We start from the raw sequence: 23,632 nt of genomic DNA, 5'->3' as shown, positions 1-23,632 counted from the left end.
TTAAAAAAGGAGTAGCAAACCCTATCGGAAGAAATTTTAAATTGATAGGGTTAATAATTAAGGAGATGATAAAGTTTGATTTACATAAATACTTTCGAACTGTGTGATAAAGTACTTTCTAATCCTAATATATATCCTCATAATGTGTTTTTAGGTAAAAATGAGAAATGCCTTGTTTTTGATAAGATTACAATATTCTATGGAAATAATGCTTGTGGAAAATCTTCTTTGTTAAATATTATAGCTAATAAATTGAAGTTAACTGGAAAGGAACAAGTACAGGGAAATCCTTATTTTAAAGAATTTGTAGATGATTGCAGATACGGATTTGGAGAAAATGAAATAGGGCAGATGTGGTATGGAATTCCTAGAAATAGCCGCTATATTAAAAGTGAAGATATAATGTATGAAATTAAGAAAGTTCAACAGGAAGCTATATTAAGAAAAGGATATATTTATGAACAGGCTGAAAAAGGATATAGCAGAGAGCAGTTAGAAATACTAGAGAATTCTTATAAGATGAAAGAACAGATAGAAAGAATTAAATATGGTCAGGAAAAGTACTCAAATGGTGAAACTAGCCAGCAAATATTTGATGAATGGCTTCAAGCAGATGCATTATATCTTTTAGATGAACCAGAAGTTTCATTATCGCCTCAAAACCAAGTACTTTTAGCTGAGAAGATTAATTATGGAGCAAGATTTTTAAATAATCAGTACATAATTGCAACCCATTCACCATTTATGCTTGGAACTTTAGATGCAAAAATATATAACTTGGACTCAAAAAATTTAGATGTATGCGGCTGGAGTGAATTGGACAATGTGAAGTATTTTTATGAATTCTTTAAGAAGTATCAAGTGGAATTTGAGAAATAGTTATTAGATTTAGGTTAAAAGTATTTTTATTCCTTAATTCGTACATTTAAAGAAGAAAGTATTGATTATATTTAGGTATCATGAGAATATGAATACAAGGAGATTGATTTAAATATTGCTTTCTTTTTCTTGTAATAATTATATCATTTAGTAATTAGGGGATTATATATGATATTCAGATAGTTATTTATTATGAGATAAATGGGTTAGACCATTATTATAGTAGATAGGTATTTAGTAATTCAATTTCTAAAAAAATCATAGCTGCTTAATTATACTACTAGTGGGTTATTAAGGGGTATTAAAGAGGCGTAAGCCTCTTATTTTTATATAAAAATTCATTGCATTTCAATTAGGAACAAGAAAATTAAAAAACAAAAACTTAATAAAGATAGAAGAATAAAAATATAAGCTGCTCGAGAATACTAAGCTCAAGAGCAGCTTATATTTTTATAGAATTTAAATATAAGAGTACTATGTTCGAAGATATTAATTTAACTAAAGATTAAAATTGATCCAATTTCGTTGTTCTTCAGGTAACCAACCTGAAACGGGCCTAAGTATTTCACATGTTATAAGTCTATCGGAAGCATCAAGAAATTTAATTATTCGGTTATTAATATCATCAGCTGATAATGATGTTTTAACTAAGTAAGTACTTTCAAGGTAATGGCACCATTCACCTAATGCTTCAATAGATTCGCAAACCTTTTCATAATTTTTACATGGTTCACTTAAATCATAACTAATCATATATACTGCCATAAACTCTCATCCCCTTTTTTTAATATAATTTTACCATAAATTGAGATAAAAGGGTAAAAATAAAAACAAAAAAGTTGTATGAATTGAAAATTAATTTGCTTAATGTTAAGCAAAGGAAATATTTAGCTTGAGACTTTAATAGAAATGATTAAAGCATAGATATAAAAGAACTACGGATAAAATAATATATATTGTAATTTCCAAGATACCCTTCACAATTAACAATTATTGAAGAAATTCTGTAAGGATTTCAGCCAGAATTGTCAATTGTATTTCCAAATTGTAATTGCAATACATGTATCAAAATTAATATGTAAATGTTTTTTGCAATAGCATCATAATAAAAATGAATGAAAGATGAGAAATTTACTAAAACTATAATAAATTTAAATAAAAAAGCTAATAAAAATATTAATAGATGGAGAGACTTGGTATATGAATAAAGATGTAATAAAAATTGAGGATATAGTAAATATATTAATAAAAAGGTGGAAAATGATACTCGGAATTACTTTAATTGCAACTGCACTTTCAGCAATAATAAGCATTTTCATAATTTCGCCTAAATATGAAGCAAGTACGAAAGTGTTTATTGGTAAAGAGCTTAATGCTCAAGGACAGGAACAGAGTTATGACACTAATGATGTTCAGATGTATCAAAAATTACTAAAGACATACGTTGAAATAATTAAAACTAATGATTTGATAGATAGAGCTATTAACTTTAGTAATTTGAATTTAAGTTCTGATAATATACTAAACACATTAAGTGTTACTCCAAGATCTGATACGCAGATTTTAGAAATTAGCTATATAAGCCCACGTAAATCAGAAGCTGGTGATGTGGTAAAAGCAGTTACTGATGAATTTATGAGATCGTCAAAAGAACTAATACCTAATGGCAATGTAAAAACGATAGAAAGTGTAAAGGTAACAGATAATCCAGTAAGTCCAAATAAGAAATTAAATATAGGAGTAGCTTTTGCGGCAGGGGTAATTATCAGTTTAGGATTAAGCTTTCTAATTGAGTTTATGGATAATACTTTTAAAACTAGAGAGGAAATGGAAGAAATATTAGGAGTTCCGGTTTTAGGAACTATTCCTGATAAATTTAAGTCCTAGAAAGGTGTGCAGGTATGTCAGTATTAGAGGCAATAAAACATTATAAGAAAGGAAAAGATAATAATACAATTGATGATAGAATTCATGCAGGGTTTATAGTAGAAGAAAAGCCGAGATCAGTGATCGCAGAAGCATATAGAACCTTGCGGACAAATATTCAGTATTCTTCATTTGATAAAGAGATAAGAACCATTGCAGTTACAAGTGCAGAAATGGCGGAAGGGAAATCCACTGTTGCTGGAAATATTGCTTTAACCTTTGCACAAAGCGATAAAAAGGTTATTCTGGTAGATTGTGATTTAAGAAAACCTTCAGTACATAAGAACTTCAAAGCATCAAATTTAGTTGGAATTTCAGAAATTTTAATTGGAAAGGTTTCTATTGAAGAAGCTGTGCAAAAACGTAATGATAATTTATATTTTTTAACTTCAGGGAAAATTCCTCCTAACCCATCAGAGATGCTAGCCTCATCAGCCATGAGTAATTTGATTGAAGAATTAAAAAAAAGATATGATCTTGTAGTTTTAGATACGGCCCCCATTAAAGCAGTTACGGATGCTCAAATACTTTCAACAAAAGTTGAGGGGACTATTTTAGTAGTTAGAGCAGCTGTAACAAAAAGGGATTCGGTTATAGAGGCAAAAAATCTTCTAGATAAGGTTGGAGCTAATATAATAGGAGCAGTATTACACGCAGTAGAAAATACTAGGGGAAAATACAGTAACTATTATGGAAATGAAGAGGATAAGGAATAAGAATATTTAAGCACATGAAAGCTGTAAACTGAATAAAAGGGGGTGTGGTTATGATAGCAGATATACATTCGCATATATTACCAGGTATTGATGACGGTTCTGAGAATATGGAAATGACATTAGAAATGTTAAGAAATGCAGAGAGAAATGGAACACGAGAAATTGTAGCAACTCCTCATTATTTATTAGAATATGGAGATGCAACTATAAATGAAGTTAAAGCTTTGACTGAGGAAGTTGCGACAGCTGCAAATAGAGAAGGAATCAATATTAAAATTTATAGTGGTCAGGAGATTTATTATAATGAAAACATTATTGAAAATTTTTTGCAGGGTAATATAGGGACCATAAATGATTCCAGATATATGCTGATTGAATTTCCTATGCACGGATTTGATAATAACATTGTTGATGTTATTTATGAATTACAGGTTAGGGACATAGTTCCAATAATAGCTCATCCTGAAAGATATAAACCATTTAGAGAAGAACCATCATTAATTAATAAATTTATTGATGCAGGATATTTATTTCAGATAAATTCAGGAAGTATTGAAGGGAAGTTTGGAGAAAGTGTTAAAAAAACTGCTTCGTTATATTTAGAAAATAACATATATAATTTCATTGGTTCTGATGCGCATAATGTAGAATGTAGAAATTCAGGCATAAGAGATGCCATTAAAGTATTGAAAGTTACAAGTGTTAACGGCAGCTTAATGAATGAAAAAATACTTGAAGAAAGTTCTGAAAAATTATTAAATAATCATGATGTAGAATTTTATGGTAAAAAAATTAAAAGCAAAAAATCTATATTATCGTTTCTTAAGATATAATCAATATTATGTGCTTAAAACTTATATCCCATAAAAATGAAAACAGAATAAATATTTGTCATAAAACGCTATATTAGCAACTATCCTTGATATTGCTTAATGTAGCGTTTATTGTGTGTTGAAAAGTGTATATACTCATTGTAATATAAATTATACAGAGTGTAGAGAAAACAAAATTACATTAAGCAAGATTCATCTTATAGAAGAAGCAATTAGGTTTACTATTATTTATCTTAATTAAAAGAGGTAAAGAATTAAAAAACTTGATTGCTAATTAATTATCATAGGGCGGTGATAAAATGCAGCAACTAGAAATTAATAAAGGGGAGGCTATCTTCCAAGATAGAGCTGAACCTAGGGTGGAGTATTACTTTTTTAAGAGGACTATGGATATTCTTTGTTCTTTAACTGGATTAACGCTTTTATTGCCAATATTTTTAATTATTGGAATAATAATAAAACTTGAATCAAGAGGCCCAATATTTTTTGCTCAAGAACGGATTGGGAAAAATGGTGAAGTATTTAAGATGTACAAGTTTAGATCAATGGTAGTTAATGCAGAAAAATTAAAGAAAGAACTACAATGTAAAAATGAGATGAGCGGACCAATGTTCAAAATGAAGAATGATCCAAGAGTAACTAAAGTTGGCAGATTCATAAGAAAAACAAGCATAGATGAACTTCCACAATTGTTTAATATACTAAAAGGTGAAATGAGTTTAGTTGGACCTAGACCTTCACTTCCTAAAGAAGTTCAAAAATTCGATGACTGGATGATGACTAGATTAGAGGTTAAGCCAGGATTAACCTGCTATTGGCAAGTTTCAGGTAGAAATGATATTGATTTTGAAGAATGGATGGAATTAGACATAAAATATGTGCAGGAGAGAAGTATTTTAATTGATATTAAATTAATTTTCAAAACATTTTCTGTACTTTTTGGAGACAAACATGCTAGATAGAAGGAGAGATATGAATATGAAAATAGTAGTTGCAGGAACAGGATACGTAGGATTAGTTACAGGGGCATGTCTTTCAGAAATAGGGCATGATGTAACTTGTGTTGATATAGATAAAAAGAAAGTTGAAATGATGAAAAATGGAATTTCACCTATATACGAACCAGGTTTAGATGAACTTCTAAAGAGAAATCATGACGATAATAGATTACATTTTACAGTTGATTATAAAAATGCTTACAAAGATGCTGATTTAATATTCATAGGGGTTGGTACTCCAGAAAGAGAAGATGGATCAGCTAACTTAGATTATGTATTTAATGTATGCAGTCAAATTGCAGATAATGCAGAGAAAGATTGTTTAGTAGTTGTTAAATCAACAGTTCCAATAGGAACTAATGATAGAATTGAAGAATTTTTAAAAGAAAATGTTAAAAATAATGTTCATATAGAAGTGGCTTCAAATCCAGAATTTTTAGCACAGGGCACAGCCGTTATTGATACCTTATATGCTAAGAGAATTGTAATAGGGGTTGAATCAGAGAACTCAGAAAGACTTTTAAGACGAGTTTATGAAGCTTATAATCAGCCGATAGTTGTTACAAATAGAAGAAGTGCAGAAATGATTAAATATGCTTCAAATGATTTTTTGGCACTTAAACTATCATTTATGAATGAAATAGCAAATTTTTGTGAAATGGTTGGAGCAGATATTGAAGATGTAGCTAAAGGAATGAGTTTTGATCCAAGAATAGGAGATAAATTCTTAAGTGCTGGAATCGGATATGGGGGATCATGTTTCCCTAAAGATACTAAGGCACTTCATTGGTTAGCTAATGACAATGGATATGAATTAAAAACAATAAAAGCAACAATTGAAGTAAATGAAAATCAAAAGTATAAATTATTCAGACAAGCTAAAAAGAGATTTGGCAGCTTAAAAGGATTAAAGGTAGCAGTACTTGGCTTAACATTTAAACCTGGAACTGATGATTTAAGAGAAGCACCATCAATACCAAATGTAAGAAGATTAATAGATGAAGGTGCTAAAGTATTTGCATACGATCCAGTTGGAGTTAATAATTTTAAAAAGATATATCCAGACGAAATAACTTATGTAAGCACTCCAGAAGAAACTTTAAAAGATGCAGATATAGCATTTATATTTACAGAATGGAATGAAATCAAAGAATTAGATTTAAAGATTTATGAAGAATTAATGAATACGCCTATAATCTTAGATGGCAGAAACTGTTATAAAGTAAAAGAAGCTAAAGGTCGAGAAATAGATTATTATTCAATTGGACGAAAAGCTGTTCTGAATTTTGAGAAAAAACTTAAAGAAGAAATGACAGCTATGGTAATATAGATATTTAACTTTGAAAAGTCAGAGGCTTTTCAAAGTTAAACTGTAAGCTGTGAATTTTAAACTGTAAACTGATAAAAGGGAGGGATTAGATGAAGGTATGTTTTATAACTTCAAGTGGTGGCCACTTGACTCATTTAATTCAATTAAAAGAGTGGTGGCAAGATAAGGAGAGATTTTGGGTTACTTTTGAGAAGGAGGATTCAAAATCAATACTTAAAGATGAGAAAAAATATTGGTGTTACTTCCCTACAAATAGAAATATTAAAAATTTAATTAAAAACACATTTTTAGCCTTAAAAATACTTCATAAAGAGAAGCCGGATTTAATAGTCAGCACTGGCGCAGCTCCTGCCATTCCATTTTTCTACTTAGGAAAGCTTTTTGGTGCAAAGGTAATTTACATTGAAGTGTATGATAGAATAGAGAAACCAACAATAACAGGAAAAGTAGTTTATCCAATTAGTGATTTATTTGTGTTGCAGTGGGAAGAGCAAAAGAAATTTTATCCAAAGGGAAAAGTATTGGAGGGATTATTTTGATATTTGTTACAGTAGGAACTCATGAACAAGGTATGAATAGATTATTTATAGAATTGGATAAGCTAGTTGAAAAAGGGCAAATTACAGATGAAATATTTGCTCAAATTGGATATAGCAATTATATTCCTAGAAATTATAAAAGTAAAAAAATGATTGGATACGATGAAATGGACGAAAACATGAGGAAAAGTGATATAGTTATAACTCATGGGGGCCCAGGCAGCATATTTCATCCACTTAAATATAATAAGGTACCAATTGTGGTGCCAAGAAATCCTGAATTTAATGAACATGTTGATAATCATCAAATACTTTTCACTAAAAGGTTAGATGAAAATTCGAAAGTTATTGGAGTATATGATATTGAAAATTTAGATGAGACAATAAGAAATTATAACGAGCTTTCTAAAAAATGCAATAATTATAGTTCTAGTAAAAATGAGTTCATTAAAAAATTTGATAAGGCTGTTCTTGAAATAATGTAAATATAGAAATCATTAAGCTATAATTAAATTATAATTAAGTTTAATGATTTTTTGCAAATACGGATTTTTAAGGAGAACAAACGATGAATATATTATATATAAACAGAGGTATGGGTCTTGGTGGAGTTGAAAAATGCATTCTTCAGCTAACTAAAGAATTTAAGGAAGAAAATAAAATTATAGCTGCAAGCATGGGTGGAGAATTAACAGAAGAACTTAAAAAACTGGATGTTAAACATTATAATATTATGAATACAGATTCTAAAAATCCATTTAATATACTAAAAAATCTATTAATTATATACAAGATAGTGAAAAGAGAGGAGATAGATATAATTCATAGTCATCACAGAATGACTACCTTATTATCAAAAGCAATATCAAAATTTACAAAAACTAAATTAATACATACTCAACATTTATGTATTGAAGACAAATTTAAATTAACTAATTTCGCATTGAAAAATATTAAAATAATAACTGTAAGTGAAGCGGCTAAGAAAATTCTAATTGAAAAAGCCAATTTGAAAGGAAAAAATATGACTACAATATACAATACAATAGAAACTAAGAATAGTAATAAAATAGTTGACAGCAGACTTTTAAGTTTAAAAGAACAGGGATATTTTATAGTAGCTCAAATAAGCAGGTTAGTGGATTATAAAGGAATTTATGATTTCATTGAAGTGGCTAAGAGAACCACCTTAGAAAATAAAAAAATAAAATTTGTATTGTTAGGTGATGGGCCAGAACTAAATAATGCAAGTGAAGTTATTAAAAAAGAAAATTTAGATGAATCAATATACTTATTAGGATCAAAAGATAATGTAATAGAGCACTTGAAATATATAGATATATTACTTTTGTGTTCATATATTGAAGGATTACCATTAACCCCATTGGAGGCTTTTTCTCAAGGAGTTCCAGTTATTGCTACAAATATTGATGGAACAAATGAAGAAATAGAAGATGGATACAACGGATATTTGGTAGAAATGAAAGACGCTGAAACCTTTAAAGAAAAAATACTTAAGTTACACAATGATAAAGTAGGATATAACTGTATGAAAAGCAGTTGTATAGAAACCTTTAATATAAAATTTAACAACAAAACATATTATGATGCGCATTTAAAGGAATATAAAGACCTTTTAAGTTAAGCGAAACATAATTAAAAATCTTTCTAGAGTATGATCCTAGAAAGATTTTTTATTGTTAAAAGCCTCAAAATTGTTAGAATTCAATATTACATGTTCATATGCTTTAAGTTATACAATATCAAGAATATAACCTTATATATTAAAAATAATTTTATTTTTTCTCATACCAACATTTAACACAAGACCGAGTGACATAAAATTTACAAGAATTGAGCTCCCACCATAACTCATAAATGGAAGAGTAATTCCAGCAACTGGCATAAGCCCAATAGTCATACCAATGTTTTGAAAGATAGAGAATAAGAATCCAGATGCTGTACCAACGCAAATAAGCCTACCAATAATATCTTTAGATTCTTTTGCTATCTTAATCATTCTATAAATTAAAATACTATATAAGATTATGAGAAAGATAGAACCTAACAAGCCCCATTCTTCTCCAACTATAGCAAATATAAAATCTGTATGAACTTCTGGAATAAACCCACTAGGTGCATGAACTCCTTTTAAAAAACCAGATCCAAAAAAGCCACCAGAACCTATACTAATCATAGATTGCATCAATTGAAAGCCTGCATCTTGTTGATAAGAGTCTGGATTTAAAAATACTAATATTCTGTCTTTTTGATATGCCTTTAGAAGGCCACTATACCATATTATAAGACTTAATGGAATTGCAGATAAGAATCCTATTTTAAGAATTTTCAAATTTAAGTCAGAAATAAAGTACATTCCGAGTGTAATAAAAAAACAAATAAGTGTCATTCCTAAGTTTGGTTGAACTAATATTAAAAACATTGGAATTCCAGCATAAAGCGATAGAATAAGAAAGTTTTTTAAGTTATTTATATTGCCGTCCATATCGTCTAGTTTTTTTGCAATAATTAAAATTAATCCGAACTTTACAAATTCGCCAGGTTCTATGGCTCTATTTCCAAGCCTTATCCATGAAGATGCCCCTTTTACTGCTCTGCTTGTTATATCATTAAATAATAGGAGTGCAATTCCAGACCAGTAAATTAATTTTGAATATCGCCCTAGAGAATTATAATCAAAGACTAAAATACAATACAATATTATTAGTCCAATAATTAACCACAAAAATTGCAGCTTAGCATAATAAAAACCAAGATTTGAATGTGTAACACTATATATATTCATAATTCCAAAAGTAGTAATAAGAATAGCTGTAATAATTATTGTAAAATCTAATTGCCTAAGAAGTTTTATATTAATTAAGAATTTGTTCATTTTAAAGTTCCTCCCCAGAAATAAAATAACAAAATATGAAATAATTATGTAGGAAATAATAAAAAGATACAATGCTTGTGGCCAATCTTAATTTTAATTTAATATTTGATATAAAAAATTCATATTTTCACTAATAGCTATTAAAATTAAAAATTTATAATGCACTATTGATAATTGTGATTAATTGCAATAAATCAGGCATATGTGTAAAAATCCTGAGTCATACTGGCCTGCAATTTTCTTCTATTTAGCCTTTAACTGACAATAAATAATTTAATTTAAAATATGTAAATATAAAACAATTTTTTGGTTAAACTATACATATAAAAATTTGGCGTGGAGATTTGTAGTAGATTAAATAAAAATTGTATATAGATACATACTTCTGTACTTGATTTATAATTTGAAAGCTATATATAACATTTACTCGACTTAAGTGTATATGCAAACGAAGAAAAGAGATACATGTTTGTGGAGCAGGCATTTAAAATGAGCTGTTAAAAACACTTAAAGGAAGATTGTTCGAATTTAGCTTGTCAAACAGAGGTTGGAACATGCTAAATTGGATGCTTAGTGTTTTTAGCGAAATTTTCATAGTCCTGCGGAATAAATATGTATCTCTTTTCGGTTGTTATACGCTTAAGTCTATTTTAAATGTTTGATATATACATTGGGATTTGGGGGAGAAGCATGTTTTTTATTTTTAATTTAATTTTTGATATTTTTATTTTCCAAAACTGCCTAGTTGCATATATTCCAAAGTTAGGCTATATTGATGAATCTTTTACGATTTCGCTAATTTTATTATCAATATTTTATATGTTTAATAGAAAAAAACATATAATTATGTATCGTAGTGAAATAAAGGTAATAGGCTTATTTTTTGTTTTATTATTTTTCGGAATAATGGGAAATATACTGCATAATATTCAACCCCAGAAGATTGCAATATATAAAGACATTTTAGCTATAAGTAAGTTTGTAGTTTGTTATGTATTCACTTTAATTGTTTCAAATAATATAGATAAAGATCTACTATTAAAAAAAGTAGCAAATAGGTCAAGAATATACCTAACTGTGATATTTATCTTTTTAATTATTAATTTAATTCATGATATAGGAATGTCAATGGATGTAAGGTATGGAATAAGAAGTTATAAGTTCTTATATGAGCATCCAACATATTTAGTGTCAGCTGCTGTTATATTATTATGTACGGTACTTAGTGATGAGAGAAAAAAATATGATATTTTTATTATTTTTGAAGCTCTAGTTATATTATTTTTTACACTAAGAAATAAAGCATTTGTATTTATACTTGGATATTTCTTTATGAAGATGGTAATGAAATATGCTAAAGCTATAAAAATACGGTACATATTAATTCTTGCTGTAATTGGAATTTTTTCAACTTACAATAAAATTATGGAGTATGCATCATATTATCTTACTGCAGCTCGTCCAGCATTATTTATTGTGGGATTTATGTTAGCAAAAAGATATTTTCCATTTGGAAGTGGTTTTGGCACCTTTGCTTCAGATTTATCAGGAGAATATTATTCGCCGTTATATTATGAATATGGAATAAATGTGGTTACAGGAATTACAGAAACTGATTATTCATATATTGGTGATACCTTTTGGCCTTATGTATATGGTCAATTTGGATTTATAGGTTTGGCTTTATTTTTGCTTATAATATTAAACATATTTAAATCAATACAACGAAGATACGAGTTACATAAAAAAGCTCAATATGCAGCTTTTTTAATATTAATATATATTTTGATTGCTTCAACGGCAGAATCAATATTTACGGATGTAACAGGATGCTTTAGCTTTGCTGTAATTGCTCTATATTTAGGAAACAATGTAGATAATAGTTCTCCCAAAAGTGAGAACAGTAATTAATGATTATAAAAGGGAAGATTGCTATGAATAATAACACATTAAAAGTACTTCAGATTGTTGATTCTTTAGAGGCAGGAGGTATTCAAGCGTTTATTTTAAACATTAATAAAAATATAAATTTAAATAAAGTTAGTTTTGATTACGTTGTATATAGAAATGAGGATACAAGTGAATTTTATGATGAGAATGTCAAAGAAATGGGGGGAGAGATAATATGTTTACCTGAAAATCATGGGATTAAAAGGATAAAGTCCTTTATAGATTTGTATAATTTTCAAAAAAATAAAAAATATCACATAGTACATATACATGGAGATCGGGCAAAGAGCTTTTTTGAAGCTGTTGCTTTGAGATTCTGTAAAACACCTGTAATAATAATACATTCGCATAATGATCGGATGAGTAAAGATAAGAAGTTATATTATATTCATTTAGGAATACAAAGCATCATAAAGCATTTGTGGAAATATGTTGTGAACTATGAATTTGCTTGTTCAAATAATGCAGCAAAATGGCTGTTTTCTAAAGCTGATGTAAAAGATTCTAAGGTTAGGGTAATAAATAATGGAATTGATGAGAAGAAATTCATATATAATGAGGAGACACGGCAAAGGTATAGAAAAAAGTTAAAGCTAGAAGATAAATTCGTTCTAATGCATGTTGGCCGTTTTACATATCAAAAGAATCATGATTTTTTAATTGACGTTTTTAATTCAGTTAGGTCTAAATGTAGTAATGCAATTTTGTTATTAATTGGAGAAGGGGAATTAAAGGAGGAAGTTATAAAAAAAGTAAAGTCGTTAAATTTAGAGGGTAAAGTGATATTTTACGGCCTTTCAAATGAAATTTATAACATACTTCAAGCAGCAGATATATTTGTTTTCCCATCATACTATGAAGGCTTACCAGTTGTTGGGGTAGAGGTACAGGCAGCAGGATTAATGACTATTGCATCGGATAGCATAAGTGATGAAATAAAAATAACAAATTATTGGAATTCTGTTTCTTTAAATAAATCTCCAAAAGAATGGGCAGAAATAATTTTAAAATACAAAGATGGATATATTAGAAAGGATACATCTGAAGAGATAAGGAATGCAGGATTTAGTGTGAGTGTTATAGCTAAAAAACTTCAAGATTTATATATTAACAATTAGAAAAGTGGAAATAAATAATAGTATGGGGATAATCTGTTGTCTTAAGGAGAATGAATAAATGATAAGTGTTATCATACCAGTCTATAACGTTGGAAAATATATACGAGAATGTTTAGAAAGTATTTTAAATCAGAGCTATAAGGATTTGCAAATAATAATTGTTGATGATGGTTCAACTGATAATACAATGGATATTGTTAAAGAGTATAAAGAAAAATTTGAAAATTTTACTGTTTTGCAGCAGCAAAATGCAGGTGTATCCGTTGCAAGAAATACAGCTTTTGACTATATAAAAGGTGAATATACAATATATATTGATCCAGATGATTTTTTAGAACTGGATATGTTTGAATCCATGTATAAAAGAGCTAAAAATTCTAATGTAGATATTGTAATCTGTGGATTTTATTTTTATTATAACCTAAAAGATAATAGAAATTATATTGAAAAGTATAAAGTTGATTCAAAGCAGGTATACAATAGCTATAAAGTCATGGAGCTTATGCTAAGCTATGAACTGCAAGGGCAGCTATGGAATAAGCTTTTTAAAAGCCAATTGTTAAAAGAAATTGATTTTAAGTTTGAGCCTAATAGATATATTCAAGATGCTTTTCCAGTATTTAAAGCAATATATAAAGCTAGAGGAATAGGTTTTATAAATAAGCCCTTGTATTATTATAGGCAAAGACAGTCATCAACTGTTCATAAGAAAAATGAGAAATTAGCAGAGGATTACTATCATGCTATGAGCAGCATTATTAATTATATAAAAGATGAGCATATAGGAGTAAGTAATGAAAGTTTAAATATTTTTAAAGCTAAAGTATTATCACATTTTATTGCTCATTATACGAATGCCGATAAAGCTAACGGTTTAAAAAGCTTTAAAGAAAGTAAATATAGTGAATTAAATGTAAAAAATAAGGATTTTTTATTTTTAAAAGAAATATCAAAAGAGGATAAAATAAAATTATTCTTATGGAATTGTGGTTTATATACAATGTTAAAGAAAATTAAAAATAAATCATAAATAGTATAAAATTCTATATTCATATAATTTAAATAAACTTAGAAATAAGGAGTAAATATGAAGATATGTTTTATAACAACTACAATTTTTAATTTAGGAGGAGTTCAAAGAGTAGTTTCTGTTTTAGCAAGTGAATTAAGCAAAAATAATAAAGTAGAGGTAATATGTACTGATGAAAGATTTCATATTAACCGAGAGATGTACAGTTTAAATTCTAGTGTAAGTATAAATTTTAATAGGGAATTAATACAAAAAAACTTTAGTAATAAAGTTTTTTGCAAAACTTTCCGGAAAATAAATTTACTGACTGGTATTTTTAATAATGTAAACATGGATGGTTTATTGACTCAGGCATATTATCCTAAAGAAATTCAAAAGAAGTTTATAAATTATTTAAACCTACAAAAATATGACATTGTTATAGGAATTGAGGGTTATTATAGTTTGCTACTTGGAATAATAAATGATAGCTTAAATGCTAAAACCATAGGGTGGCTGCATAATTCTTATGATGCATATTTAAAAAACAAAGATAAATATTATTGGAAGCAGGATAAATTGTTTGAGAAGTATATGCCAAAACTTAATCGTTGTGTAGTCTTAACAAATAGTGACAAGGTTAAATATAAAAAAAGACTTAAGATAGACTGTGAAGTAATATATAATCCTCTAAGCTTTGAATGTCATATGAAATCCTCATGCAGTGAAAAATATATCATATTTGTAGGAAGATTGCTGGAGATACAAAAAGGTTTAGACTTACTTATTGAAGCTTTCAGCATAATACATAAAGTTCATAAAGATTGGAAACTTAAGATTGTAGGAGACGGTGATGATAAGGAGAGTCTTATAAATAATATAAAAAAGCATGATTTGGAAAATAACGTCTTACTTACAGGAAAGTGTGATAATGTTAAGGAGCATTATTTGTATTCATCTATTTTTGTATCTACATCACGATGGGAAGGCTTTGGGCTATCTATAACTGAATCAATGGAATGTGGAGTGCCAGTAGTAGCTTTTGATAATTCAGGCCCTAAAGAAATAATAGATAAACCTGATATAAATGGAGTTCTAGTGGAAAATCATGATGCGGCTAAATTTGCAGAAGCGGTAATAAAATTAATTGAAGATAGTGAAAAAAGAAAAAATATGTCTTTAGAATCCATAAAGAGAGCTCAAGATTTTAAGAGTGATAAAATAATAAAACAATGGAATAAACTTATGGAAAAATTATAGAATTTACGACTATTTTGGAGGAAGGATGAAAGAATATTCAAATTTAAAAAATGGGATAATAGTTACATTTATATCTAAGTATAGTAATATATTTGCTCAATTAATTATAAACTCGATATTAGCTAGGTTATTATTACCAGAGGATTTTGGAATAATAGCAGTAATAACTGTATTTATATCATTCTTTAATATGTTAGGAGACATGGGAGTTGGTCCAGCAATAATTCAAAATAAATCTTTAGGGGAAAAGGAAGTATCAGATATATTTAAGTTTTCAATAATTGGAGCTTTCATTATGGCAATTGGCTTCTATTTCTTTTCATATTTTATTGCATTTTTTTATAATGACAGTATATACATAAGACTTGGAGGATTATTATCAGTTTCTGTATTCTTCTCGGTATGCAATATTGTTCCCAATGCTATATTATATAAGGCCCATAAATTTAAACAGGTAGGAATAATAAATATTATTGTTAATGTAATAGTTGGAATTTTTACTATAACGTTAGCTTTTAATAAGTTCTCTTATTATGCATTAGTACTTGACTCAATACTTAAAAGTTTGTTTATATTTTTATTGTGTTTGAAAGTATGTGAAATACAAATAAAAAAAGGCTATTCATATGAATCTATTAAGAAAATAAAAAATTACTCCAGCTTTCAATTCTCATTTAATTTCATAAATTATTTTACTAGGAATTTAGATAATATATTAGTAGGTAAATTTTTGGGAGCTTCAACTCTTGGGTATTATGATAAATCTTATAAACTTATGCTTTACCCAGTTCAAAATTTAACTAATGTAATAACACCAGTATTGCATCCTGTATTATCAAGATACCAGGATTCTAAAGATATAATCTATGAGACATATATAAAGGTTGTAAAAGTTCTAGCAATTTTAGGAGTCTTTATATCTACATATTGCTTCTTTTCAGCTAATGAAATAATACATATAATGTATGGATCCAATTGGGATAAATCCATACCTGTTTTCAAAATACTTTCAATATCAATAGTAATACAAATGATATTATCAAGCATAGGGTCAATATTTCAAGCTACAGGATATGTAAATAAGTTATTTTCTACAGGAGTAATATCAGCAGTATTTACTGTAAGTGCCATAACTGTCGGAATAGTTAGTAAAAGTTTATCAATATTGGCAGCAGGTTTAGTTATAGCATTCGCATTAAATTTTATCCAATGTTTTTATGTACTAATAACTAATGTATTCCAAAAGAATTTTACTTCGTTTTTACTTCAACTAAAAAATGTAGTGCTTATAGGAGCTTTAATGGTTATTGGATTTATATTAACAAGTAAAATAGTTATAAATAATGTAATAATAAGTGCAGGGTTTAAATTTATTATTGGAACTATTACATATTCGGTAGGATTATATGTAACAAAAGAATACAGAGTATTGAAAAAGTTGTTTGGAAGAAAAATTTAATTGAGGAGCATATGATTAATGAGTTTATTAGAATTGAAAAATATAAGTAAGTATTATAAATTAAAAGGAAGTGAAAAGTTTCAGGTTTTAAATACGATCAACCTTTCTTTTAATACAGGGGAATTAGTAGCAATTATTGGAGAGTCAGGGAGCGGAAAATCTACTTTAATGAATTTAATAGGGGGATTAGATTCAAATTTTAGTGGTGAATTATTTGTAAATGGAAGAGATGTTAAGAAACTAAAGAAAAGAGAACTTGATAAATATAGGAAAAACGAAGTGGGGTTTATTTTTCAAAGTTTCAACTTGATAAATCATTTATCTGTTTTAGACAATGTGACAATTGCTATGACATTATCTAATGTTCGAAAAAAAGAACGAATTAAACGAGCAAAGGAGATACTTGAAAATCTAGGCTTAGAGAAGCACATAAGCAAAAAGCCAAATCAATTGTCAGGAGGACAAAAGCAAAGAGTTGCTATAGCTAGAGCTTTAATTAATGATCCAGAAATAATTATTGCAGATGAACCTACAGGCAGTTTAGATTCAAAGACTACAATGCAGGTTTTACAGATAATGAAGGACATAGCACAAAGAGGAAAACTTGTAATTATGGTAACTCATTCTGAAAAAGTGGCAGCTTCTTCAACCAGAATAGTAAAAATAGCAGATGGAAGTATTATTGATGATAAAGAAGTCCTAAAAACAGAAGGTAAAAATGTTGGTGAAAAGCAGGAAACACTAAATAAGAATAAGCGTAGACAAAATTTAAGTATAGTATCATCTATAAAACTTGCTCTTAATAATATGAAAGAAAAGTTTGCAAGAAATATATTAGTTTCTATAGGGAGCAGCATTGGAATAATGAGTATTATTCTAATGTTATCCTTAGGCAATGGCGTTAAGGCTTATTTTAATAAAACTATGAATAGCTATGTTAACCCTTTAGTAATTGAAGTTAACATGCCAAGTTCTGACGAAGATAATGTTAATTTGGATTTTACAACAGTTCAAAAACCAGATATAAATTCAACGAAGCCTTTTGAAGAAGAAGATATTACTAAATTGTCTCAAATACAAAATGTGTCATCTGTAGAAAAAGGGTATACCATAATTTCTTTTGGTGTTAATTCATTGGTTTATAATAATAAAACCAATAATATAGTGAAAATCTCAACAATATCTTCAAATATAACAAGTTCAAATGTTGAAAAGGGAAGTTTGCCTAAGGACGGAGAAATATTAATTAATAAAGCTTTAAGTGATGAAATAGGCAGCGATATTATTGGGCAGAAGGTCAACATGCACATATTGATTAATCAGAAGATTGTAAATAAAGATTTTACTATAAGTGGAGTTTATACGAGTACAGGAGGAGATTTAACTGCATCCATGAAAGCTGTCTTTTTAAATTATTCAGACTTAGAAAAATTGTATTCAGATAATAATAATAAATTAAAACCTAATGTGGTTTATGTAAATACAACTAATAGTAATTATACAGCTGGAATTAAAGATAAGATTAAGGGGCTTGGATATGTAGAATCTTCTCAGGAAGAATTAACTTCTATGTTTAATCAAATGATAGATGTTTTAACTTATGTCTTATCAGGTATTGCAGGAATATCTCTAGTGGTATCAGCAATTATGATAATCGTTGTTATGTATATTAGTGTTGTTGAAAGAACAAAAGAAATAGGAATAATTAAAGCTATAGGAGCTCGAGGGAAAGATATTAGAAGGATTTTTATTTCAGAAGCTTTCTTAATAGGTTTCTTTAGCGGAGCGATTGGCATTGCTGGAGCGTATGTTTTAGGAAGATTCATAAATGTTATGTCTAATAAATTATTTGCTTTAAATATTTTTATATTGAGAAAATATTATATCGCATTAGGAATGGGAGTAAGTATTATCATAAGTGTCTTGGCTGGGCTTTTGCCAGCTAATAAGGCAGCTAGACTTGATCCAGTAGAATCCTTGAGAAGAGAATGAGAATTACATATATCCTGTGGTAACATTGCATAAAGCTAAGTTATACATAGGATATTTTTTTGTACATTTTTAATGGAAATATGTCTTAGTCAATTTGCTTACATACAAATAACCGTAATTTAACATTAAGTGAATATTTAGGAATTGAGTTTTGAGGTACAATGTCATTGAATAAATGGAATAAATTCCCTAAATACCAGTTAAAAAAGCAATAAAATAATGGAATCAGGAGGGATAATTATGAGAAAAGAAAAAAAGATAAGTATATTGCTAATTGTAGCAATTATACTGTCAAACTTTGTTATGTTTGTTCCAATTAAGGTAGCAAGGGCAGATGTAACAAACTATACTAACAATGTTGCAGTTTCTGATATATCGGATACTACGACTGGCGCCGCAGTTACTGTTACAACAGGAGCCGCTGTGAGCACTAAAGATTTAGATATAATAGAAATTACGGATTTTCATGGTCAGCTTTTAGACACTAAAAATAATGAAGTTGGCGCAGCATTAGCAAATTCAGTTGAAAATGCAGCAAGTACTAATTCAGAAAATACCTTAATAATTGGAGGAGGAGATTTATATCAAGGGACACCAATATCAAATCTTTCTAATGGAGTTCCAGTACAAAAGGTATTATCAAAAATGGGAATGGAGGTGACAGCTCTTGGAAATCATGAATTCGATTGGGGACTAGATACAATAAATAATAAAACTATGAAGGATGCAAAATATGAAATTGTCTGCTCTAATTTGCACAATAGAGAGGATAACACAAGGCCATATGAACCATATAAGATAATAGAAAAAAATGGTACAAGAATAGCTGTAATAGGGGCTATACTAAATGATGTTGCTTCTATAGTGTTGCCTGCCAATATAGCTAATTATAAAGTTACAGATGCAGCAGAAGAAATAAATTCTTGTGCTAAAAAAATTAGAGATAATAATGAAGCAGATGTTATCCTCGCAGTAGTACATGATGGGGAGGATTCATTAAATAATATTATAAGTAATTTGCATGGGGTAGATGCAGTTTTTGGAGGGCATACTCATACAATTGAGGATAAAGTTGTAAAGGATGCAGATAATAAGGATGTACCAAAATTAAATGCTTGTAATGCAGGTAAAGGATATATAGATTTGAAAATTTCTTTAGACGAAAACAATAAAATAATTGGCTTTTCAAAAAAAGGTACAAATTGGAATGGAGTTACTGTGAACACTGATACTCCTGTGGATAAAGAATGTAAGGAAATTGTTGATGAGGCTAATGCTGATTTAGCACCAATATTTAATGAAGTTATAGGTTCTGATGATGTGGACTATACAAGTGAGCAAAATGATAAACCTTTTGGAGAATCTCAACTTGGAGATTGGATGGCAGATGTTGTGAAAAACAATGTAGATGCTGATGTAGGTATGGTTAATAACGGAGGCATAAGATTAAGTCCCATTCCTAAAGGAAATATTACTGTAGGTACTATTTTTTATTTAATGCCATTTGATAATACCATTACTACAGTTAATATGACCGGTGCACAGCTTAAAAATCTTATTGAACAGGCAATTGCTGATAATACTGGAAAAGGGCTTCAAGTTTCAGGAATAAAAATTACTTATGATTCATCTAAGCCTTCCTATGTAAAAGCAGTTACAGATTCAGATGGAAAAGTTATAACACCTGAAGTTCCGGGCCAAAGGGTTAAAAGTATAGTGAGAGAAAAAGATGGAACAACTATAAAGGATGATGATAAGTTAACAGTAGCTGCTCCAGATTTCGTTGCTACAGGAGGAGATAATTTTAGCGAATTTACATTACCAGAAATTAAGAATACTTATGTGGACACCCATACTCTTGTAAGGGATGCCTTAATTCAAGATGTTAAGAAAAATGAAAAAATAATTGTAAACTTGGATAAAAGAATAAAAAATGATATGAGCTCAGCTGGTTCACCAGTAGAAACAACAATTAATGGGGCTAAGGCTTTAGCATCTCAAGGTACTTTGGTTAAAGTAACAGGCTATGTAAGTGGAGTAAATGGAAAGACTGTATTTTTACAAGATAATCCTGCAAATCCAACTGCAGGAATAGTACTATATAATGCATGTGGAGCTAAGATCTCAAATGGAGACGAGATTACAACTATAGGAAAGTTATCTATTTATAATGGGTTAACAGAAATAACGCTAAGCACAGTATCAGATGTTACGAGTGTAAGTAATGGTAATACAATTATACCTAAAGAAGTAACAATAGGAGATATTAATGATGACTTACAGGGAGAATTAATTAAAATTAAAAGTGCTGCTTTTAAAAGTATAGATACAACTGCATCTACAATGATAAGTGATTCTACAGGCAGCATTGCAATATATAAAATACCAGTCATAGCTGGATTAAAGGCTAATGATGTAAAGGATGTTACAGCTAATGTATCGAAATATAATACTTTTGAATTAATAGTGACAGATCCAAGTGAAGTTGTTGATCCTGGAAGCGGTCAGGTTGGTTCAGCATCTACAATATCAATATTAGCTACTTCGGATATTCATGGCAATGTGTTAAATTTTGATTATGGTACAAATAAAGCACCTGCTAAAGGTCAAGGATTAGCTAAGGTTTCAACATATGTAAATAATGTAAGAGCTTCTAATCCAAATGTCATGTTAGTTGATGATGGAGACACAATTCAAGGAACCCCACTTTCTTATTATTATGACATGATAGATAAAAGCTCTTTCTATCCAATGTCAAAGGTTATGGGAGCAATGAAGTACGATACAGAAACTTTAGGAAACCATGAATTTAATTATGGCCTTGATACTTTAAACAGAATAATAAATGATTATAAGAGTCAAAACATTAATGTTTTATCTGCTAATACCTATAAAAATGATGGCTCAAATTATGTAGACCCTTATTATATTAAAGCATTTAATATAAATGGTAAGAGCGTAAAAGTCGGAATATTAGGGTTAACAACTAAGTGCATTCCAAACTGGGAGGATCCAGGGCATTATAAGGGACTTCATTTCAATGATCTAGTCGATGAGGCTAAAAAATGGGTGCCAGTTGTGAGAAGCAAAGGAGCTGATATTGTAATTGTTACAGCACATAGCGGAGAAGAAGGAGCTAGCGATGTTATTCCTGAAAATCAGATAAAAGCTATAGCAACTGGAGTATCTGGTATAGATGCCATAGTTGCAGGACATGCCCATTCAGTAATAAATGATACAAGCTTGAAAAATCCGGATGGAAAGGTTGTACCAGTAGTGGAACCAGGAAAGTGGGGAAATTATGTATCACAAATAGATATAAGTATAGATGGTAATAATGATTTAAGTGGAATAAAAACTAAAAATGTTGCAATGGACAATACTATTGCAGAAGATCCTAATATAGTTTCATTAATAGAACCATATCAGGAAAAAACGTTAGATTATACAGCAACAGTAATAGGACAGGCAACGGATGCATTTTCTGGGGATGGGCAAACTACTAATCCAACGGCTATAATGGAATTAATAAATAAAATTCAAGCTCAGACAGCACAAGCACAATTGTCAATAGCGGCACCACTAAGTTCATCTGCCAATATACCAAAGGGAAACGTAACTATTAAGGATATTATGGGAACCTATCTATATGAAAATTATCTTTATGGAATAAAGATGAATGGGGCTCAGTTAAAAAAATGGATGGAATATTCCATGAGATATTATAAGCAGGCTGCAAGTAAAACAGATCCAATTGAAAAAGATCCTGTATTAAATGTTCCAGATTATAATTTAGATCAATTATATGGAGCCACTTATGATGTGGATCTAACAAAGCCAGTCGGAAACAGAATAGTTAATTTAAAATATAATGGAAAAACAATTAATGATACAGATATATTTACAGTAGCTATAAATGATTATAGATATAATGGTGGCGGTGGTTTTATGCAGGCTGCTGGAATCAGTAATACAGATCCTAGCATAGTTACTTATAGTTCAGCAAGAGCTTTAGGAGATGACGGACAGGTTAGAAGCTTAATGATGTCATATATTAAAGCAGGTCAAATAATAAGTCTAACTTGCTCAAACAACTGGAAACTTTATACAGAAAATGTTCCAATAAATAATACAGGATCCAATGGTTCAAGTGGTGATTCTAATAATACTGGTAGTAGTTCAAGTGGTTCGCATCACCATAGTTCAAGCAGTGACAGCAATGATGATAATACATCTAATACTTCAAGTAATTCTAATAATAGCTCAAGCAATTCTAATAATAGTGGAAATAATAATGTGCAAATAGGGCAAAATAGCAATGTATCCAAAAATAATTGGAGCGAAATAAATGGTAAGTGGTACTATTTGAACGAGCAAGGAGCAAAATTGGTAAATGCTTGGAGACAAATTAACAATCAATGGTATCATTTTGGAGAAGATGGAATTATGGAAATAGGATGGCTTAAAGATAGTAATGGAAAGTGGTACTATCTTCAAGAAAATGGTGCAATGAAAGCAGGGTGGCTATTAGATAAGAATAATAGTTGGTATTATTTGAACAATGATGGTTCCATGACAGCTGGATGGTTTGAAGATAGTGATGGTAAATGGTATTATTTCGAGGAAAATGGAGTAATGGCTAAAGATGAATATATTGGAGATTACTATGTAAATGAGAATGGAGAATACGCTGCATAAAAAGGATTTTAAATAACAGAAAAACTTAG

The 23,632-nt window shown here is 29.1% G+C and carries 18 protein-coding genes; 16 read left to right on the top strand and 2 right to left on the bottom strand.

Features of this window, described 5'->3' with window-relative positions; all coding sequences use genetic code 11:
- The first annotated feature begins 75 nt into the window (after positions 1–75).
- Positions 76–879 (top strand): AAA family ATPase, encoded by an 804-nt coding sequence (locus CLOBL_RS05600; RefSeq protein WP_077858111.1) that lies wholly within the window; start codon positions 76–78, stop codon positions 877–879.
- 498 nt (positions 880–1,377) lie between these two features.
- On the opposite strand, the gene CLOBL_RS05595 is transcribed toward CLOBL_RS05600, so the two are convergent.
- Positions 1,378–1,644 (bottom strand): hypothetical protein, encoded by a 267-nt coding sequence (locus tag CLOBL_RS05595; RefSeq protein ID WP_077858110.1) that lies wholly within the window; start codon positions 1,642–1,644, stop codon positions 1,378–1,380.
- A 435-nt stretch (positions 1,645–2,079) separates the two neighbouring features.
- Between CLOBL_RS05595 and CLOBL_RS05590 the strand changes: the two genes are divergently transcribed.
- The 8 genes from CLOBL_RS05590 to CLOBL_RS05555 all read left to right on the top strand — a co-directional run bounded on the left by CLOBL_RS05590 (position 2,080) and on the right by CLOBL_RS05555 (position 8,866).
- Positions 2,080–2,766: a Wzz/FepE/Etk N-terminal domain-containing protein gene (locus CLOBL_RS05590; protein ID WP_077858109.1), complete on the top strand. Its 687-nt coding sequence runs from the start codon at positions 2,080–2,082 to the stop codon at positions 2,764–2,766.
- Between the two features lie 14 nt (positions 2,767–2,780).
- Positions 2,781–3,521 (top strand): CpsD/CapB family tyrosine-protein kinase, encoded by a 741-nt coding sequence (locus CLOBL_RS05585; protein WP_077858108.1) that lies wholly within the window; start codon positions 2,781–2,783, stop codon positions 3,519–3,521.
- A 50-nt stretch (positions 3,522–3,571) separates the two neighbouring features.
- A complete protein-coding gene (locus CLOBL_RS05580; protein WP_077858107.1) occupies positions 3,572–4,354 on the top strand; it encodes a CpsB/CapC family capsule biosynthesis tyrosine phosphatase in 783 nt (260 codons plus the stop codon).
- A 299-nt stretch (positions 4,355–4,653) separates the two neighbouring features.
- On the top strand, positions 4,654–5,316 hold the full coding sequence (locus CLOBL_RS05575; RefSeq protein ID WP_077858106.1) for a sugar transferase: 663 nt from the start codon (positions 4,654–4,656) through the stop codon (positions 5,314–5,316).
- Positions 5,317–5,332: 16 nt separating this feature from the next.
- Positions 5,333–6,682 carry a UDP-glucose/GDP-mannose dehydrogenase family protein gene (locus CLOBL_RS05570; protein ID WP_077858235.1) on the top strand — a complete coding sequence of 450 codons (1,350 nt, stop codon included), beginning with the start codon at positions 5,333–5,335 and terminating at the stop codon, positions 6,680–6,682.
- 89 nt (positions 6,683–6,771) lie between these two features.
- The gene (locus CLOBL_RS05565) at positions 6,772–7,221 is read left to right on the top strand and encodes a UDP-N-acetylglucosamine--LPS N-acetylglucosamine transferase (RefSeq protein ID WP_009170338.1); all 450 of its coding nucleotides are present in this window, start codon (positions 6,772–6,774) and stop codon (positions 7,219–7,221) included.
- Complete coding sequence (gene pssE / locus CLOBL_RS05560; protein WP_077858105.1) at positions 7,218–7,706, top strand: PssE/Cps14G family polysaccharide biosynthesis glycosyltransferase; 489 nt, start codon at positions 7,218–7,220, stop codon at positions 7,704–7,706. Before CLOBL_RS05565 ends, pssE begins: the two co-directional genes overlap by 4 nt.
- A gap of 83 nt (positions 7,707–7,789) precedes the next feature.
- The gene (locus CLOBL_RS05555; RefSeq protein ID WP_077858104.1) at positions 7,790–8,866 is read left to right on the top strand and encodes a glycosyltransferase; all 1,077 of its coding nucleotides are present in this window, start codon (positions 7,790–7,792) and stop codon (positions 8,864–8,866) included.
- 132 nt (positions 8,867–8,998) lie between these two features.
- Here CLOBL_RS05555 and rodA read toward each other — a convergent pair whose 3' ends face one another.
- Positions 8,999–10,117: a rod shape-determining protein RodA gene (gene rodA, locus CLOBL_RS05550; RefSeq protein ID WP_077858103.1), complete on the bottom strand. Its 1,119-nt coding sequence runs from the start codon at positions 10,115–10,117 to the stop codon at positions 8,999–9,001.
- A 690-nt stretch (positions 10,118–10,807) separates the two neighbouring features.
- On the opposite strand from rodA, the gene CLOBL_RS05545 reads away from it, so the two are divergent.
- From CLOBL_RS05545 to CLOBL_RS05515, 7 genes are all read left to right on the top strand, one after another.
- Positions 10,808–12,028 (top strand): hypothetical protein, encoded by a 1,221-nt coding sequence (locus CLOBL_RS05545; RefSeq protein ID WP_077858102.1) that lies wholly within the window; start codon positions 10,808–10,810, stop codon positions 12,026–12,028.
- Between the two features lie 23 nt (positions 12,029–12,051).
- Positions 12,052–13,185: a glycosyltransferase gene (locus CLOBL_RS05540; protein ID WP_077858234.1), complete on the top strand. Its 1,134-nt coding sequence runs from the start codon at positions 12,052–12,054 to the stop codon at positions 13,183–13,185.
- Between the two features lie 58 nt (positions 13,186–13,243).
- Positions 13,244–14,215 carry a glycosyltransferase gene (locus CLOBL_RS05535; protein WP_077858101.1) on the top strand — a complete coding sequence of 324 codons (972 nt, stop codon included), beginning with the start codon at positions 13,244–13,246 and terminating at the stop codon, positions 14,213–14,215.
- Positions 14,216–14,272: 57 nt separating this feature from the next.
- Complete coding sequence (locus tag CLOBL_RS05530) at positions 14,273–15,454, top strand: glycosyltransferase family 4 protein (RefSeq protein ID WP_077858100.1); 1,182 nt, start codon at positions 14,273–14,275, stop codon at positions 15,452–15,454.
- Between the two features lie 25 nt (positions 15,455–15,479).
- Positions 15,480–16,913, top strand: coding sequence for a lipopolysaccharide biosynthesis protein (locus tag CLOBL_RS05525; RefSeq protein ID WP_077858099.1), 1,434 nt, complete (start codon positions 15,480–15,482; stop codon positions 16,911–16,913).
- 18 nt (positions 16,914–16,931) lie between these two features.
- Positions 16,932–18,905, top strand: coding sequence for an ABC transporter ATP-binding protein/permease (locus CLOBL_RS05520; protein ID WP_077858098.1), 1,974 nt, complete (start codon positions 16,932–16,934; stop codon positions 18,903–18,905).
- Positions 18,906–19,145: 240 nt separating this feature from the next.
- On the top strand, positions 19,146–23,603 hold the full coding sequence (locus CLOBL_RS05515) for a 5'-nucleotidase C-terminal domain-containing protein (protein WP_077858097.1): 4,458 nt from the start codon (positions 19,146–19,148) through the stop codon (positions 23,601–23,603).
- The last annotated feature ends 29 nt before the right edge of the window (positions 23,604–23,632 follow it).

It is taken from the genome of Clostridium sp. BL-8 (assembly GCF_002006495.1).
GTDB lineage: Bacteria > Bacillota > Clostridia > Clostridiales > Clostridiaceae > Clostridium.
This window is presented reverse-complemented; position numbering and strand designations above follow the sequence as displayed.